A 12,884-nucleotide genomic window follows, 5' to 3' on the forward strand; every position below is an offset into this window, starting at 1 on the left:
TGCGGGGTGCTTTGACATCCTCCGCGGCTGTCATTACATTAGCCGAATCCGAACCTGTAACGACAGGTTGTGCACAAGGAGACCCGATGACCGCCGTGGCCCCCCGTCTCTATGTCGACAGCGCAGACGTCGACCGCGTCGCCTCCCTCCTCGCCGCAGGGGTCGTGCACGGCGTCACGACCAACCCGACGATCCTCGAGCGCGGCGGCCGCACCGCCGCCGAGATCCCCGACCTCTACGCCCGCTGGGCAGGCGAGGGTGCACGCGAGATCTTCTTCCAGACGTGGGGCGGCGACACCGCGTCGTTGCTCCGCAACGCCGAGAGCATCCGGACGCTCGGCGACCGGGTGGTCGTGAAGGTGCCGGCCACGCGCGACGGCTTCGCCGCGGCATCCGCGCTGGTGCGCGACGGAGCGACCGTGCTCGTCACGGCGGTGTATTCGGTCGCGCAGGCTCTCGCGTGCGCCTCGATCGGCGCGCAGTACATCGCCCCCTATCTCGGACGGATGCGGGATGCCGGCATCGACGGCGATGCCGTGATCGCGACGATGCAGGAGGTCTGCGTCGGCAGCGAGTCGAACGTGCTCGCCGCGAGCCTGCGGTCGCCCGATGACATCACCGGTCTGCGGCTCGCGGGGGTGTCGTACTTCACCGCGGCGCCGGAGGTGATCGAGCAGATGCTGTTCCACGAGGTCAGCGACAGCTCGGCGGCCGAGTTCGACGCCGCGATGGCGCGGCTCGGGGCCTGACCCGATCGCGCGGGATCAGGCAGTGGCCGCCTGACGCAGCCACCGTTCGACGCCGGCGATGTGCGCGGTGGCGAGCGAGGTGGCGAGACCGGAGTCGTGTCGCGCGATCGCCTCGGCGATGGCCCGGTGCTCAGAGAGCGTGCGCTCGACGGCGCCGCCCTCGGTGAGCCCCCGCCACACACGGGCGCGCACGGTCTGGCTGCTCAGATGCTCGATGAGGCTGGCGAGATAGGCGTTGCCTGCCATGCCGACGATCTCGCGGTGGAAGCGGATGTCGTGCTCGACCAGCTCTTCGATGCTGACGGTCGGATCGATGGACTCGACCTCGCGCTCGAGGCCGGCGATCGCCTCGTCGGTGCCGAGGGTGGCCGCGAGGCCGGTCGCCTGAGACTCCAGCATCCGTCGCACCGCGAAGATCTCGAGCATCGAGTCGTCGTCGTGCATGTCGACCACGAAAGAGATCGCCTCGAGCAGCAGGTGGGGTTCGAGGCTGGTGACGTAGGTGCCGTCGCCGCGGCGCACATCGAGCACCCGGATCACCTCGAGGGCCTTCACCGCCTCGCGCATCGAGTTGCGCGACAGGCCGAGCCGCTCGGACAGCTCCTTCTCGGGAGGGAGCCGATCGCCGGGGGCGAGCTCGCCCGACACGATCATCGCCTTGATCTTCTCGATCGCGTCGTCAGTCACTGCCATGGCGTCATCCTAACCATTCATCGGATGTCTGCGGCAGGATGGGGGCATGCGCGTACTCGATTCGCACCTGCACCTCTGGGATCCCGAGCTTCTGCACTACACCTGGCTCGAAGGTCCGCTCGCCTGGCTGTTCGGTGAGACCGAGATCGAGCACGCGCGAATAGCGCGCGCGACCTCGGAGAGAGCGGTCTTCGTGCAGGCCGAGACCATCGAAGACGACTTCCTCGACGAGGTGCGCTGGGTGTCGAGTCTGGCTGCTCGCGTCGGGGTGGTCGGCATCGTCGCCGGAGCGCGCATCGACCGTGGCACCGACACCACGGCGCACCTCGAGGGACTCGCGGCTGAGCCGCTCGTGGTCGGCGTGCGTCACAATCTGCAGATCGAACCGGACGGCCTCGCGGTCTCGGCAGCGTTCGTGACCGGTGCGCGAGAGGTCGCAGCCCGCGGATGGTCGTTCGACGCGTGCGTGCGCGCGGCGCAGCTTCCTGAGATCGCCCGCCTCGCCGGCGCCGTGCCCGAACTGCGGATCGTGCTCGATCACCTCGGCAAGCCGCAGGTCGGCACCGCGGATGCTCCGGTGGCACCGACCACGGAGTGGGTGCGCGACCTCGACGACCTCGCACGGCATCCGAATGTCTGGTGCAAGCTGTCGGGGCTCCCGGCGGAGGCCGGAGGCGACTGGTCGGCTGAGCAGCTGCATCCGTTCCTCGATGCCGCGGCCGACGGGTTCGGGGCCGGGCGACTGATGTGGGGCAGCGACTGGCCCGTCTCGGTCATCGGCCCCGCCGAAGCCGACGACCCGTACGCGAACGAAGACGGATCGCCGATGTACCAGCCCACGGCGCGCAGCCGATGGGCGGATGCCGTGAGCGCCTGGGCCGAGCGGCGCGGGCACGACGTCGATGCCATCATGTGGCGCAATGCCGAGGAGTTCTACCGCGTCGGCGCCAGGCCCCCGCATGAGGATGCGGGGGAGCAGCGGCCTCGGCGTGGGTTCCTGGGCTGGCTGCGGGGCGACCGCGAGTAGCCGCCGACTCAGCTGCCGGCGGGGCGGAGGCGCAGCTGCGCCATGCCGCCGTCGACCTCGATGAACGTGCCGGTGGTCGACCCCGCGGCGGGGCTCACCAGGTAGGCGACAGCTGCCGCGACCTCCTCGGGCGAGACGAGGCGGCCGTGTGGCTGGCGGGCTTCGAGAGCGGCACGCTCGGCGGCCGGGTCGGCGGCCGAGTCGAGCAGGCGTCCGACCCAGGGAGTGTCGGCCGTGCCGGGGTTCACGGCGTTGACGCGGATGCCGTCACGCAGGTGGTCCGCTGCCATCGCGCGCGTCAGAGCGGAGACGGCGCCCTTCGACGCGCTGTACAGAGCGCGCTGCGGCAGGCCGGTGGTCGAGGCGATGGATGCCGTGTTGCACACCGACGCACTCGGCGACCTCTTGAGCCAGGGCAGCGCCGCCGAGGTGACGCGGGCGATGCCGGTGACGTTGATCGAGAGCACTCGCGCCCACTCGTCATCGTCGTTCGCGCTGATGTCGCCCTGCGCGCCGACCCCGGCGTTGTTCACGACGATGTCGATGCGGCCGAACCTCTCGGCGACGGCGGCCACGGCAGCATCCACCGATGCCCGATCCGACACATCGGCAGTGAACGCGGCCAACGCGGCATCCGCTCCCGAGGTGTCGCGGTCGAGCACCGCGATGTGCGCGCCGTCGGCATGCAACCGGGCTGCGATGGCGGCGCCGATGCCCGACGCTCCTCCGGTGACGATCGCGACGAGTCCGTCGAGTGCGCTGCTCACTTCTGTGCCTCCCATGCCACGAACTCCTGTCGCTGATGCCCGAGGCCTTCGATCTCGATCTCGACCACGTCGCCCGCCTTCAGATAGGGGAACTTTCCGCCGAACGCGACCCCCTGCGGGGTGCCGGTGAGGATCAGGTCGCCGGGCTCGAGCGTGACGTACTGCGACAGGTGGTGCACGATCACCCGCACGTCGAAGATCATGTCGTCGGTGTTCGAGTCCTGCCGCGCTTCGCCGTTGACCCAGCTGCGCAGCTGCAGGTGGTCGACATCGACCTCGTCGGGGGTGACCAGCCACGGGCCGGTCGGGTTGAAGCCGGGGGCGATCTTGCCCTTCGACCACTGCCCACCCGAGACCTCCATCTGGAAGGCGCGCTCCGAGACGTCGTTCGCGGTGACGTAGCCGGCGATGTGCGCGTCGGCGTCCTCCGGCGAGTCGAGGTAGGCGGCGCGGGCGCCGATGACGATGCCGAGCTCGACCTCCCAGTCGGTCTTCTCGCTGCCGCGGGGGATCGTCACGGCATCGTTCGGGCCGACGACCGTGTTGGGCGTCTTCAGGAACATGATCGGCACGGTCGGGGGCTCGGAGCCCGACTCGCGGGCGTGGGCGGCGTAGTTCTGACCGATGCAGATGACGGCGCTCGGGCGTGCGATCGGTGCGCCGATGCGCATCGCTGCAGCGTCCTCGAGCACGGGCAGCTCGTCGGCGGCGCGGGCGGTGTCGACACGCGCGCGGAAGTCGGAGGCCAGAAAGTCACCGTCCACATCGGATGTCACCGACCTCAGATCGAGGTAGCGGTCGCCCTCGACGAGGACGGGGATCTCGGCGCCTGGGGTGCCTAGCCGTGCGAACTTCATGTCTCTCCTGATCACTGAGGATTCCGTGGTGCGGGGGCGCGCCGGGAAGGCCCGTCTCGTTGACAGTATAGACATCGGATGTTTACACTCCAAGAGATCTGCACGAATCCCCACCCCGTGCACGAGAGGACCCCGTGAGCCGCATCGTCGCCCTCGACACGACCGACATCCGCTTCCCCACGTCGCTGAGTCTGGACGGATCGGATGCCATGAACCCAGACCCCGACTACTCGGCCGCGTACGTGATCGTGCGCACGGATGCGGAGGATGGCATCGACGGCCACGCCTTCGTCTTCACCATCGGCCGCGGCAACGACGTGCAGGTCGCGGCGATCGACGCGCTCGCCGGGCACCTCGTGGGCCGCGAGATCGAACCGCTGCTCGACGACATGGGCACGACGTTCCGCGACATCATCGGCGACTCGCAGCTGCGCTGGCTCGGCCCCGAGAAGGGCGTCATGCACATGGCGATCGGCGCCGTCATCAACGCGCTGTGGGACATCAAGGCGAAGCGCGCCGGCCTGCCGCTCTGGCAGCTCCTCGCCCGCATGACGCCCGAGGAGATCGTCGATCTCGTCGACTTCCGCTACCTCACGAATGCGCTCACACCGGAGGATGCCCTCGAGATCCTGCGCGCCGCCGAACCCGGCCGCGTCGAGCGCGAGCGGGAGCTGCTCGCCACCGGGTACCCGGGGTACACGACGAGTCCGGGGTGGCTCGGCTACTCGGACGAGAAGCTCGAGCGCCTCGCCCGCGAGGCGATGGCCGACGGCTTCACCCAGATCAAGCTCAAGGTGGGGGCCGACCTCGACGACGACATCCGCCGGTTCCGCAAGGCGCGCGAGGTGTGCGGGCCCGACTTCCCGATCGCGATCGACGCGAACCAGCGGTGGGAGGTGTCGGAGGCGATCGAGTGGATAGGCGCGCTCGCCGAGTTCCACCCCGCCTGGATCGAGGAGCCCACGAGTCCCGACGACGTGCTCGGTCACGCCGAGATCGCCAGGGGAGTGGCGCCCATCCGCGTCGCGACCGGTGAGCACGCGCAGAACCGCGTCATCTTCAAGCAGCTGCTGCAGGCCGAGGCCATCTCGGTCATGCAGATCGACGCGGTGCGAGTCGCCGGCGTCAACGAGAACATCGCCAATCTGCTGCTCGCCGCGAAGTTCGGGGTGCCCGTGTGCCCGCACGCCGGCGGAGTGGGGCTGTGCGAGGCCGTGCAGCACCTGTCGATGTTCGACTTCGTCGCCGTCACGGGGACGCGTGAGGGGCGCATGATCGAGTTCGTCGATCACCTGCACGAGCACTTCGTGATCCCCACCGACATCCAGGGCGGCTCGTACATGGCGCCGACCGTGCCGGGCTCCGGCATGGAGATGAAGGCAGACAGCATCGCCGCCTACGAGTGGAAGGGACAGCATGTCGTCGCGTGACTCGCTGACGGTTCCCGCGCTCGGATACGGGGCGGCGAACGTCGGCAACCTGTTCCGTGCGCTCAGCGACGACGAGTCATGGGCGATCCTGGAGGCGGCGTGGGACAGCGGCATCCGCTACTTCGACACGGCTCCGCACTACGGGCTGGGGCTCTCGGAGCGGCGCCTCGGCGCGTTCCTGCAGACCAAGCCGCGTGATGAGTACGTGCTGTCGACGAAGGTCGGCCGACTGCTGCGGCCGAACCCCGACCATGACGGCGGCCTCGACACCGCGAACGACTTCCACGTGCCCGACGACCTGCAGCGGGTGTGGGACTTCTCGGCCGCAGGGATTCGCAGAAGCCTCGACGAGTCGCGCGAGCGGCTCGGCATCGAGAGCATCGATCTGCTCTACCTGCACGACCCCGAGCGGCACGACCTCGACCTCGCCCTCGCCGAGGCGCTGCCCGCGCTCGAGCAGCTGCGCTCCGACCGACAGGTGTCGGCGATCGGGATCGGCTCGATGGTGTCGGACGCGCTCGCCGCATCCGTGCGTTCGGCCGACCTCGACCTGGTCATGGTCGCGGGGCGCTACACGCTGCTCGAGCAGCCGGCCGCGGCAGACGTGCTGCCCGCCTGCCGCGAGACGGGGACCGGCATCGTGGCGGCATCCGTGTTCAATTCGGGCCTTCTGGCTTCGAGCGAACCCCGCCGCGACGGCCGTTACGAGTACGGGCAGCTGCCGGACGAGCTCTGGGAACGGCTGCTGCGCATAGCGCGCGTGTGCGCCGACCACGACGTGCCGCTGCCCGCGGCCGCCATCCAGTTCCCGCTGCAGTCCGACGTCGTGCGGTCGGTGGTCGTCGGGGGTAGCCGCCCGGCGCAGCTGCGGCAGAACGCGGAGTATGCGGCGCTGACGACTCCGGGGGCGCTGTGGGCTGAGCTCGCCGCAGAAGGGCTGATTGCCGCCTGAGGCAGGTCGTTGCCGTTCGCAACTCAGGAAGATCCGTCGGCGGAGGCGGTTCTCGGCCCCGAGCCAGCGCCTCAGTGCCGCTGTTCCTGAGTTGCGAACAGTGTGAAGACCCCAGGGTCGGGATTCAGCGGCCGACGGTCGACTCGCGGATCACGAGCTCGGCGGCGAACGGCGTCGGCGCGGGGAGCTCTGCCGTGGGATCGGAGAGCTGCCGGATCAGAGCGCCGCCCGCAGCGCGGCCGATCTCGTATCCGGGCTGACGCACGCTCGTCAACGGCACGACGCTCTGATGCGCCTGCGCCACGTCGTCGAATCCGACCAGCGCGATCTCCTCGGGCACGCGGATGCCATGACGCAGCAGCTGGGTCATCACGCCGATCGCCACCATGTCGTTCGCCGCGAAGATCGCGTCGGGCCGCTCCGCTGCCGGGAGTGCGAGGATGCGTTCGGCGACCTCGAGGCCATCCTCTGTCGTGAGATGCGGCACGTCGAGCACATCCACCGCAGCATCCGAGCCGATGACGGCATCGCGCAGACCCCGCAGCCGGTCGTTCGACTGACTGACGCTCGGCGACCCGAGGAACAGGATGCGGCGGCGTCCGATCGACAGCAGGTGCTCGCCCGCCAGGCGACCGCCTCCGCGATCGTCGAAGAGGACAGAGCCGACGGTCGGGGAGTCGGGGATGGGGCCGACCACGACCGAGCGGATGCCGCGGTCGGCGAGCTGTTCGAGCCGAGGCACGACGTCTTCGAGCGGATAGATCACGATGCCCTGCACGCGGTGCGCCTCGAACATGTCGATGTTGCGGCGCTCGATGCCGGCGTCGCGGTTGCTGTTGCTGAAGAACAGCGACCAGCCTTCTTCGCGGGCGACGTCTTCGACGCCGCGGGAGAGCTCATGGAAGTACGGCAGCCACGCGTCGAGCAGGATCAGTGCGAGCGCCTTGCTCGACCCCGCCCGCAGCTGCCGTGCCGACTCGTTGGGCACATAGCCGAGCCGTTCGATCGCATCTCTGACCCTGGCGGCGCTGGACTCGCCGAGCACATGGGGGTGGTTGAGGTAGTTCGAGACGGTCGAGGAGGAGACCCCGGCGAGTGCGGCGACGTCTTTGACGCTGGCTGGCATGAAGCTCCCTGTCGATGATGCCTGCGCGCGAATGCGCGAGTGGGGCTGCGCGCCCGCGCGACGCTGGCGAGTCCAGAGTAGTCGAGCAATTGGCACGTGCCAAGAAAGTTCTTGACAGGTCTGTACGACCCCGCGTACCGTGACCTGAACGCGGACTTGGCACGTGCCAAATTCCAGAGGCGATGGTGCCCCACACCCGTCTCCGAGAGGTCTCATGAACATCGGATGCCACGGGCTCGTCTGGACCGGACACTTCGATGCCGACGGCATCCGACTGTCGGTCGAGAAGACGAAGGCGGCCGGGTTCGATCTGATCGAGTTCCCGCTCATGGATCCGTTCTCGTTCGACGTCGCCGCAGCCCGGGAGGCGCTCGAAGAGCACGACCTCGCCGTGAGCGCATCGCTCGGCCTCTCGGGAGCCACCGATGTGACCAGTTCAGACCCCGCAGTCGTCGCGGCGGGGGAGTCGCTGCTGGTCAAGGCGGTCGACGTGCTCGCAGATCTCGGCGGGCAGCACTTCTGCGGAGTGATCTACAGCGCGATGCAGAAGTACATGGACCCTGTGACGGCCGAGGGGCTCGAGAGCAGCCGCCGCACGATCGCCCGCGTCGCCGACCACGCCGCCGAGCGCGGGATCTCGGTCTCGCTCGAGGTCGTCAATCGCTACGAGACCAACGTTCTCAACACCGCGCGGCAGGCGCTGGCCTACCTCGCCGAAGTCGATCGACCGAACCTCGGCATCCATCTCGACACGTACCACATGAACATCGAGGAGTCGGATATGTTCGCGCCGGTCCTCGACGCCGCACCGGCTCTCCGCTATGTGCACATCGGAGAGAGTCACCGCGGCTACCTCGGCACCGGAACCGTCGACTTCGACACCTTCTTCAAGGCGCTGGGGCGCATCGGCTATGACGGTCCGATCGTGTTCGAGTCGTTCTCGTCGGCGGTGGTGGCGCCCGATCTCAGCCGGATGCTCGGCATCTGGCGCAACCTCTGGACCGACAACGCCGAACTCGGAGCGCATGCCAACGCCTACATCCGCGACAAGCTCGTCGCGGTGGACTCGATCAGGCTGCACTGACGCAGACAGCCCACGAGACATCGCGACCTGTTGTGAACTTGTTATTACAGGTCTTCCCATCCGCAGAAGTCTTAGTTACATTTAGATACAACTTGCGCAGGGCGGGGCGCAGGACGCAGAATTGATCCGATGTTTCCAGTCCCGACTGGAATATCGCATGACGACCTTCAAGGAAGCAGGTGAGCACATGAGTGACCCCATTCTCAGAGTCGAGGGGATCAGCAAGGGATTCCCCGGTGTGCAGGCTCTCAAGGACGTGCACCTCGAGGTGCGGGCCGGCGAAGTGCTGGTGCTCGTGGGCGAGAACGGCGCGGGCAAGTCGACTCTGATGAAGATCCTCTCGGGGATCTACACCAAGGACGAGGGCACGATCACGTTCGAGGGCCAGGAGGTCGAACTCACCAGTCCCCTGCAGGCGCAGCAGCTCGGCGTCACGATCATCCATCAGGAACTCAACCTGATGCCCGACCTCACCGTGGCTCAGAACATCTACGTGGGCCGCGAGCCCACCACCGGGCCCTTCCTGTCGGAGCGCAAGCTCAACGCCCAGACCGCCGAACTGCTGCAGCGTCTCGACATCCGGCTGAACCCGCGGCAGCTCGTCGGCGAGCTCACGGTGGCCGAGCAGCAGATGGTCGAGATCGCCAAGGCGCTCTCGTTCAACGCCAAGGTGCTCATCATGGACGAGCCGACGTCGGCGCTCACCGACTCCGAGACCGAGACCCTCTTCGTGCTCATCGAGCAGCTGCGAGCGTCAGGCACCGGCATCGTCTACATCTCGCACCGCATGGACGAGCTGCGGCGCCTCGCCGACCGGGTCACGGTGCTGCGCGACGGTACATACATCGGATCACTGGACAAGTCAGAGGTCAGCATCCCGAAGATCATCGAGATGATGGTCGGACGCGTGATCGACGAGGGGACCAGGCCGCAGGCCCGCGAGCACGCCGACGATCCGATCGTGCTCGATGTGCAGGGGCTCTCGACCAAGAGCCTGCTCACCGACGTGTCGTTCCAACTGCACCGGGGCGAGATCCTGGGCTTCGCCGGTCTCATGGGCGCCGGTCGCACCGAGACGGCCCGGGCGATCATCGGCGCCGACCACCGCGACGGGGGCACCGTGTCGATCGGCGGACGACCGGTGCGCATCGCCCAGCCGGCGGATGCCGTCAAGCACGGCGTCGGCTACCTCTCGGAGGACCGCAAGCTGCTCGGGCTGATGCTCGAGCAGGATGTCACCTTCAACACCGTGCTCGCCTCACTCGGGTCGTACGCCAACGCGATCGGCTGGATGGGCGACGGCAAGGCGAAGAACCGCACCAAGGACTACGTCCAGCAGCTGCGCGTCAAGACGCCCTCGGTCAACCAGGTCGTCAAGCTGCTGTCGGGAGGCAACCAGCAGAAGGTCGTCATCGCCCGATGGCTGATGCGCGACTGCGACATCCTCATCTTCGACGAGCCGACGCGAGGAATCGACGTCGGCGCCAAGGAAGAGATCTACCGCCTGATGCAGCAGCTCGCTGATCAGGGAAAGTCCATCATCGTCATCTCGTCGGAGCTGCCGGAGATCCTCCGCGTCGCGAACCGCATCGCGGTCTTCGCGAACGGGCGCATCACCGGCACGCTCCGCAACGAGGACGCCAGCCAGGAGAAGATCATGCAACTCGCAGCCCACGGAGAGGAAGACTGATGAGCGCTCCGCAGAACGGGTCGTCGACGACGACGATCATCCAGACGGCTCTCGATGAGAACACCGACAAGCGCGACGTGGTCGGCTTCCTGAAGCGTCAGGTGCAGCAGTCCCTCGCGTTCGGCACCCTGATCGTGCTCGTGATCTTCTTCTCGATCGCCAGCCCGAACTTCTTCACCTTCAGCAACATCGCGACCGTGCTGCTCTCGACCGCGGTCATCGGCATCCTCGCCCTCGGCACGACGTTCGTCATCATCACCGGCGGCATCGACCTGTCGATCGGAACCGGCATGGCCCTGTGCGCCGTGATGACCGGTGTCATCGTCACCAATCTCGGACTGCCGGTCTGGCTCGGTGTGATCGGCGGCATCGCGACCGGTGTGCTGATGGGCCTCGTGAACGGCATCAACATCACGTTCCTGCGGCTGCCCCCGTTCATCGCGACCCTCGCGATGATGATGATCGCCGGAGGCCTCGCCCTCGTCATCTCCAACGTCGCGCCGATCTACTTCTCGACCTCGGCACCGGATTTCAAGAAGATCGCGCTCGGGGTGATCATCCCCGGCATCCCGAACGCCGTGCTGATCACCGCCGCCCTCGCCGTCGTCGCCTGGCTGGTGCTGTCGAAGACGCTCCTGGGTCGGTACACCTTCGCGATCGGCTCGAACGAGGAGGCCACGCGCCTCTCGGGCGTCAACACGCGACGCTGGACGATCTTCATCTACATGTTCGCGGGGGCCTTCACCGGCATCGCGGGCATCGTGATCGCCGCCCGTCTCGACTCGGCACAGCCGCAGATCGGCACCGGGTACGAGCTGCAGGCCATCGCGGCCGTCATCATCGGCGGCACCTCGCTGCTCGGCGGGCGCGGGTCGATCCTGGGCACCGTGATCGGCGCGCTGATCATGAGCGTGCTCGTCAACGGTCTGCGCATCATGTCGATCCAGACGGAGTGGCAGAACATCGTCGTCGGCGTCGTCGTGCTGCTGGCCGTGTTCCTCGACTCGCTGCGCAACCGCCAGCACACCTGATCAAGACCTATCCCCCCACCACCACACAGAGAACAATGGAGTTTCCATGAAATTCGGCAAGAAGACCGCATTCGCGGCACTCGTGGCCGCATCCGCCCTCGTCTTCGCGGGCTGTGCCGGCGGCGGTGACGTCATCGAAGAAGGCAGCGGCGACGGAGGCAGCGGCGACGGCGAGATGTACATCGCCATGGTCTCGAAGGGCTTCCAGCACCAGTTCTGGCAGGCCGTCAAGAAGGGCGCGGAGCAGAAGGCCGAAGAGCTCGGCGTCCGCATCACGTTCGAAGGCCCCGCAGCCGAGACCGAGATCGCACAGCAGCTCGAGATGCTGACCGCTGCGATCGACAAGAACCCGGATGCCATCGCCTACGCAGCCCTCGACCCCGAGGCGTGCGTCGCCCCGCTCGAGCAGGCGAAGTCGAAGGACATCCCCGTGGTCTACTTCGACGCCCCGTGCGACGGCGACGTGGGCCTGAGCCTCTCGGCCACCGACAGCAAGGTCGCCGGCGCGCTCGCCGCAGAGCACATGGCAGAGCTGATCGGCGGATCGGGCGAGGTCGCGATCGTCGGCCACTCGCAGATCAACTCGACCGGTGTCGAGCGTCGTGACGGCTTCGTCGAGAAGATCGAGGCCGACTTCCCCGACATCGAGATCGTCGACATCCAGTACGGTGACGGCGACCACCTGAAGTCGGCAGACATCGCGAAGACGCTGATCGCGGCGCACCCCGACCTCAAGGGCATCTACGGCACCAACGAGGGCTCGGCCATCGGCGTCGTCAACGCGGTGAACGAGCTGGGTCTCGAGAAGGGCAAGATCACGATCGTCGGCTTCGACTCGGGAGCGGCCCAGATCAACGCGATCAAGGACGGCACGATGGCCGGCGCCATCACGCAGGACCCGATCGGCATCGGCGAGCAGGTCGTGCAGGCGGCCTACGACGCGGCCAACGGCGACACCGTCGACGAGTTCTACGACACCGGTTCGTACTGGTACGACAGCACGAACCTCGAGGACGAGAACATCGCAGCCGTCCTCTACGAGTGACCCGCTGAGATCGCAGAAGCCCCTCGCCTTCGGGCGGGGGGCTTCTGTGCGTTGCGGGGTCGGTGCGCGGCATCCGAGCGCGGGCCTAGCGGCACGTGTGGTCGCCGCACGACGCCAGAGGCGCGTCAGACGCGGCGCAGGAACGTCAGGATCGAGGACGGCTCGACGATGAGCTGCTGCAGTGCCTCGTTGAACGGGACTCCGGTGGGTGCGGCGATGTGCGCCTGGAAGGCCGCCTCGTCTCGGTAGACCTCGTAGACGAAGAAGCGGTCGGGGTCGTCGACCAGTCGTGTCGCATCGAACACGACATTGCCCTCTTCCGCACGCACGATCTCGGCGAAGTCGCGCAGCAGTGCGGCCACGCGGTCGCCCTCGCCGGGGCGCGCGGTGAAGATCGCGTGCAGGATGGTGGGCTCGGCCATGGGAGTGCTCC

Annotated in this window: 13 protein-coding genes; 8 read left to right on the forward strand and 5 right to left on the reverse strand. The window is 67.7% G+C overall.

Features of this window, described 5'->3' with window-relative positions:
* The first annotated feature begins 86 nt into the window (after window positions 1-86).
* On the forward strand, window positions 87-749 hold the full coding sequence (locus QMA07_RS10820; protein ID WP_290161725.1) for a transaldolase family protein: 663 nt from the start codon (window positions 87-89) through the stop codon (window positions 747-749).
* Window positions 750-764: 15 nt separating this feature from the next.
* Here the strand turns inward: QMA07_RS10820 and QMA07_RS10825 are convergent, their stop codons facing one another.
* Entirely contained in the window at window positions 765-1,442 is a 678-nt protein-coding gene (locus tag QMA07_RS10825; protein ID WP_290161727.1) for a FadR/GntR family transcriptional regulator, read from the reverse strand.
* 46 nt (window positions 1,443-1,488) lie between these two features.
* Here QMA07_RS10825 and QMA07_RS10830 point away from each other — a divergent pair, with 46 nt between their 5' ends.
* Window positions 1,489-2,469 carry an amidohydrolase family protein gene (locus tag QMA07_RS10830; RefSeq protein WP_290161728.1) on the forward strand — a complete coding sequence of 327 codons (981 nt, stop codon included), beginning with the start codon at window positions 1,489-1,491 and terminating at the stop codon, window positions 2,467-2,469.
* 8 nt (window positions 2,470-2,477) lie between these two features.
* Here QMA07_RS10830 and QMA07_RS10835 read toward each other — a convergent pair whose 3' ends face one another.
* Both QMA07_RS10835 and QMA07_RS10840 read right to left on the reverse strand, forming a co-directional pair.
* Window positions 2,478-3,251 carry an SDR family oxidoreductase gene (locus tag QMA07_RS10835; protein WP_290161729.1) on the reverse strand — a complete coding sequence of 258 codons (774 nt, stop codon included), beginning with the start codon at window positions 3,249-3,251 and terminating at the stop codon, window positions 2,478-2,480.
* Window positions 3,233-4,093 (reverse strand): fumarylacetoacetate hydrolase family protein, encoded by an 861-nt coding sequence (locus tag QMA07_RS10840; protein ID WP_290161731.1) that lies wholly within the window; start codon window positions 4,091-4,093, stop codon window positions 3,233-3,235. The genes QMA07_RS10835 and QMA07_RS10840 overlap by 19 nt, the downstream gene beginning before the upstream one ends.
* A gap of 134 nt (window positions 4,094-4,227) precedes the next feature.
* Between QMA07_RS10840 and QMA07_RS10845 the strand changes: the two genes are divergently transcribed.
* Entirely contained in the window at window positions 4,228-5,523 is a 1,296-nt protein-coding gene (locus QMA07_RS10845) for an L-fuconate dehydratase (protein WP_290161732.1), read from the forward strand.
* Window positions 5,510-6,475 carry an aldo/keto reductase gene (locus QMA07_RS10850; protein ID WP_290161734.1) on the forward strand — a complete coding sequence of 322 codons (966 nt, stop codon included), beginning with the start codon at window positions 5,510-5,512 and terminating at the stop codon, window positions 6,473-6,475. The genes QMA07_RS10845 and QMA07_RS10850 overlap by 14 nt, the downstream gene beginning before the upstream one ends.
* A gap of 124 nt (window positions 6,476-6,599) precedes the next feature.
* Here QMA07_RS10850 and QMA07_RS10855 read toward each other — a convergent pair whose 3' ends face one another.
* Window positions 6,600-7,601: a LacI family DNA-binding transcriptional regulator gene (locus QMA07_RS10855; RefSeq protein WP_290161736.1), complete on the reverse strand. Its 1,002-nt coding sequence runs from the start codon at window positions 7,599-7,601 to the stop codon at window positions 6,600-6,602.
* A gap of 214 nt (window positions 7,602-7,815) precedes the next feature.
* Between QMA07_RS10855 and QMA07_RS10860 the strand changes: the two genes are divergently transcribed.
* The 4 genes from QMA07_RS10860 to QMA07_RS10875 all read left to right on the forward strand — a co-directional run bounded on the left by QMA07_RS10860 (window position 7,816) and on the right by QMA07_RS10875 (window position 12,451).
* Window positions 7,816-8,685: a sugar phosphate isomerase/epimerase family protein gene (locus tag QMA07_RS10860; RefSeq protein ID WP_290161738.1), complete on the forward strand. Its 870-nt coding sequence runs from the start codon at window positions 7,816-7,818 to the stop codon at window positions 8,683-8,685.
* A 187-nt stretch (window positions 8,686-8,872) separates the two neighbouring features.
* Window positions 8,873-10,375, forward strand: coding sequence for a sugar ABC transporter ATP-binding protein (locus QMA07_RS10865; protein WP_290161740.1), 1,503 nt, complete (start codon window positions 8,873-8,875; stop codon window positions 10,373-10,375).
* The gene (locus tag QMA07_RS10870) at window positions 10,375-11,406 is read left to right on the forward strand and encodes an ABC transporter permease (protein ID WP_290161742.1); all 1,032 of its coding nucleotides are present in this window, start codon (window positions 10,375-10,377) and stop codon (window positions 11,404-11,406) included. The genes QMA07_RS10865 and QMA07_RS10870 overlap by 1 nt, the downstream gene beginning before the upstream one ends.
* A gap of 46 nt (window positions 11,407-11,452) precedes the next feature.
* Window positions 11,453-12,451, forward strand: coding sequence for an ABC transporter substrate-binding protein (locus QMA07_RS10875; RefSeq protein ID WP_290161744.1), 999 nt, complete (start codon window positions 11,453-11,455; stop codon window positions 12,449-12,451).
* A 125-nt stretch (window positions 12,452-12,576) separates the two neighbouring features.
* Here QMA07_RS10875 and QMA07_RS10880 read toward each other — a convergent pair whose 3' ends face one another.
* Window positions 12,577-12,873: a putative quinol monooxygenase gene (locus QMA07_RS10880; RefSeq protein WP_290161747.1), complete on the reverse strand. Its 297-nt coding sequence runs from the start codon at window positions 12,871-12,873 to the stop codon at window positions 12,577-12,579.
* Window positions 12,874-12,884 lie beyond the last annotated feature (11 nt).

Source organism: Microbacterium sp. APC 3901 (assembly GCF_030407765.1).
GTDB lineage: Bacteria > Actinomycetota > Actinomycetes > Actinomycetales > Microbacteriaceae > Microbacterium.

Excerpts from the sequence above, each read along its gene's own strand:
- QMA07_RS10855 (WP_290161736.1), bottom strand. The coding sequence starts at position 7,601 with ATGCCAGCCAGCGTCAAAGACGTCGCCGCACTCGCCGGGGTCTCCTCC.
- QMA07_RS10875 (WP_290161744.1), top strand. The coding sequence starts at position 11,453 with ATGAAATTCGGCAAGAAGACCGCATTCGCGGCACTCGTGGCCGCATCC.
- QMA07_RS10840 (WP_290161731.1), bottom strand. The coding sequence starts at position 4,093 with ATGAAGTTCGCACGGCTAGGCACCCCAGGCGCCGAGATCCCCGTCCTC.
- QMA07_RS10830 (WP_290161728.1), top strand. The coding sequence starts at position 1,489 with ATGCGCGTACTCGATTCGCACCTGCACCTCTGGGATCCCGAGCTTCTG.
- QMA07_RS10865 (WP_290161740.1), top strand. The coding sequence starts at position 8,873 with ATGAGTGACCCCATTCTCAGAGTCGAGGGGATCAGCAAGGGATTCCCC.
- QMA07_RS10825 (WP_290161727.1), bottom strand. The coding sequence starts at position 1,442 with ATGGCAGTGACTGACGACGCGATCGAGAAGATCAAGGCGATGATCGTG.
- QMA07_RS10870 (WP_290161742.1), top strand. The coding sequence starts at position 10,375 with ATGAGCGCTCCGCAGAACGGGTCGTCGACGACGACGATCATCCAGACG.
- QMA07_RS10860 (WP_290161738.1), top strand. The coding sequence starts at position 7,816 with ATGAACATCGGATGCCACGGGCTCGTCTGGACCGGACACTTCGATGCC.
- QMA07_RS10850 (WP_290161734.1), top strand. The coding sequence starts at position 5,510 with ATGTCGTCGCGTGACTCGCTGACGGTTCCCGCGCTCGGATACGGGGCG.
- QMA07_RS10820 (WP_290161725.1), top strand. The coding sequence starts at position 87 with ATGACCGCCGTGGCCCCCCGTCTCTATGTCGACAGCGCAGACGTCGAC.
- QMA07_RS10835 (WP_290161729.1), bottom strand. The coding sequence starts at position 3,251 with ATGGGAGGCACAGAAGTGAGCAGCGCACTCGACGGACTCGTCGCGATC.
- QMA07_RS10880 (WP_290161747.1), bottom strand. The coding sequence starts at position 12,873 with ATGGCCGAGCCCACCATCCTGCACGCGATCTTCACCGCGCGCCCCGGC.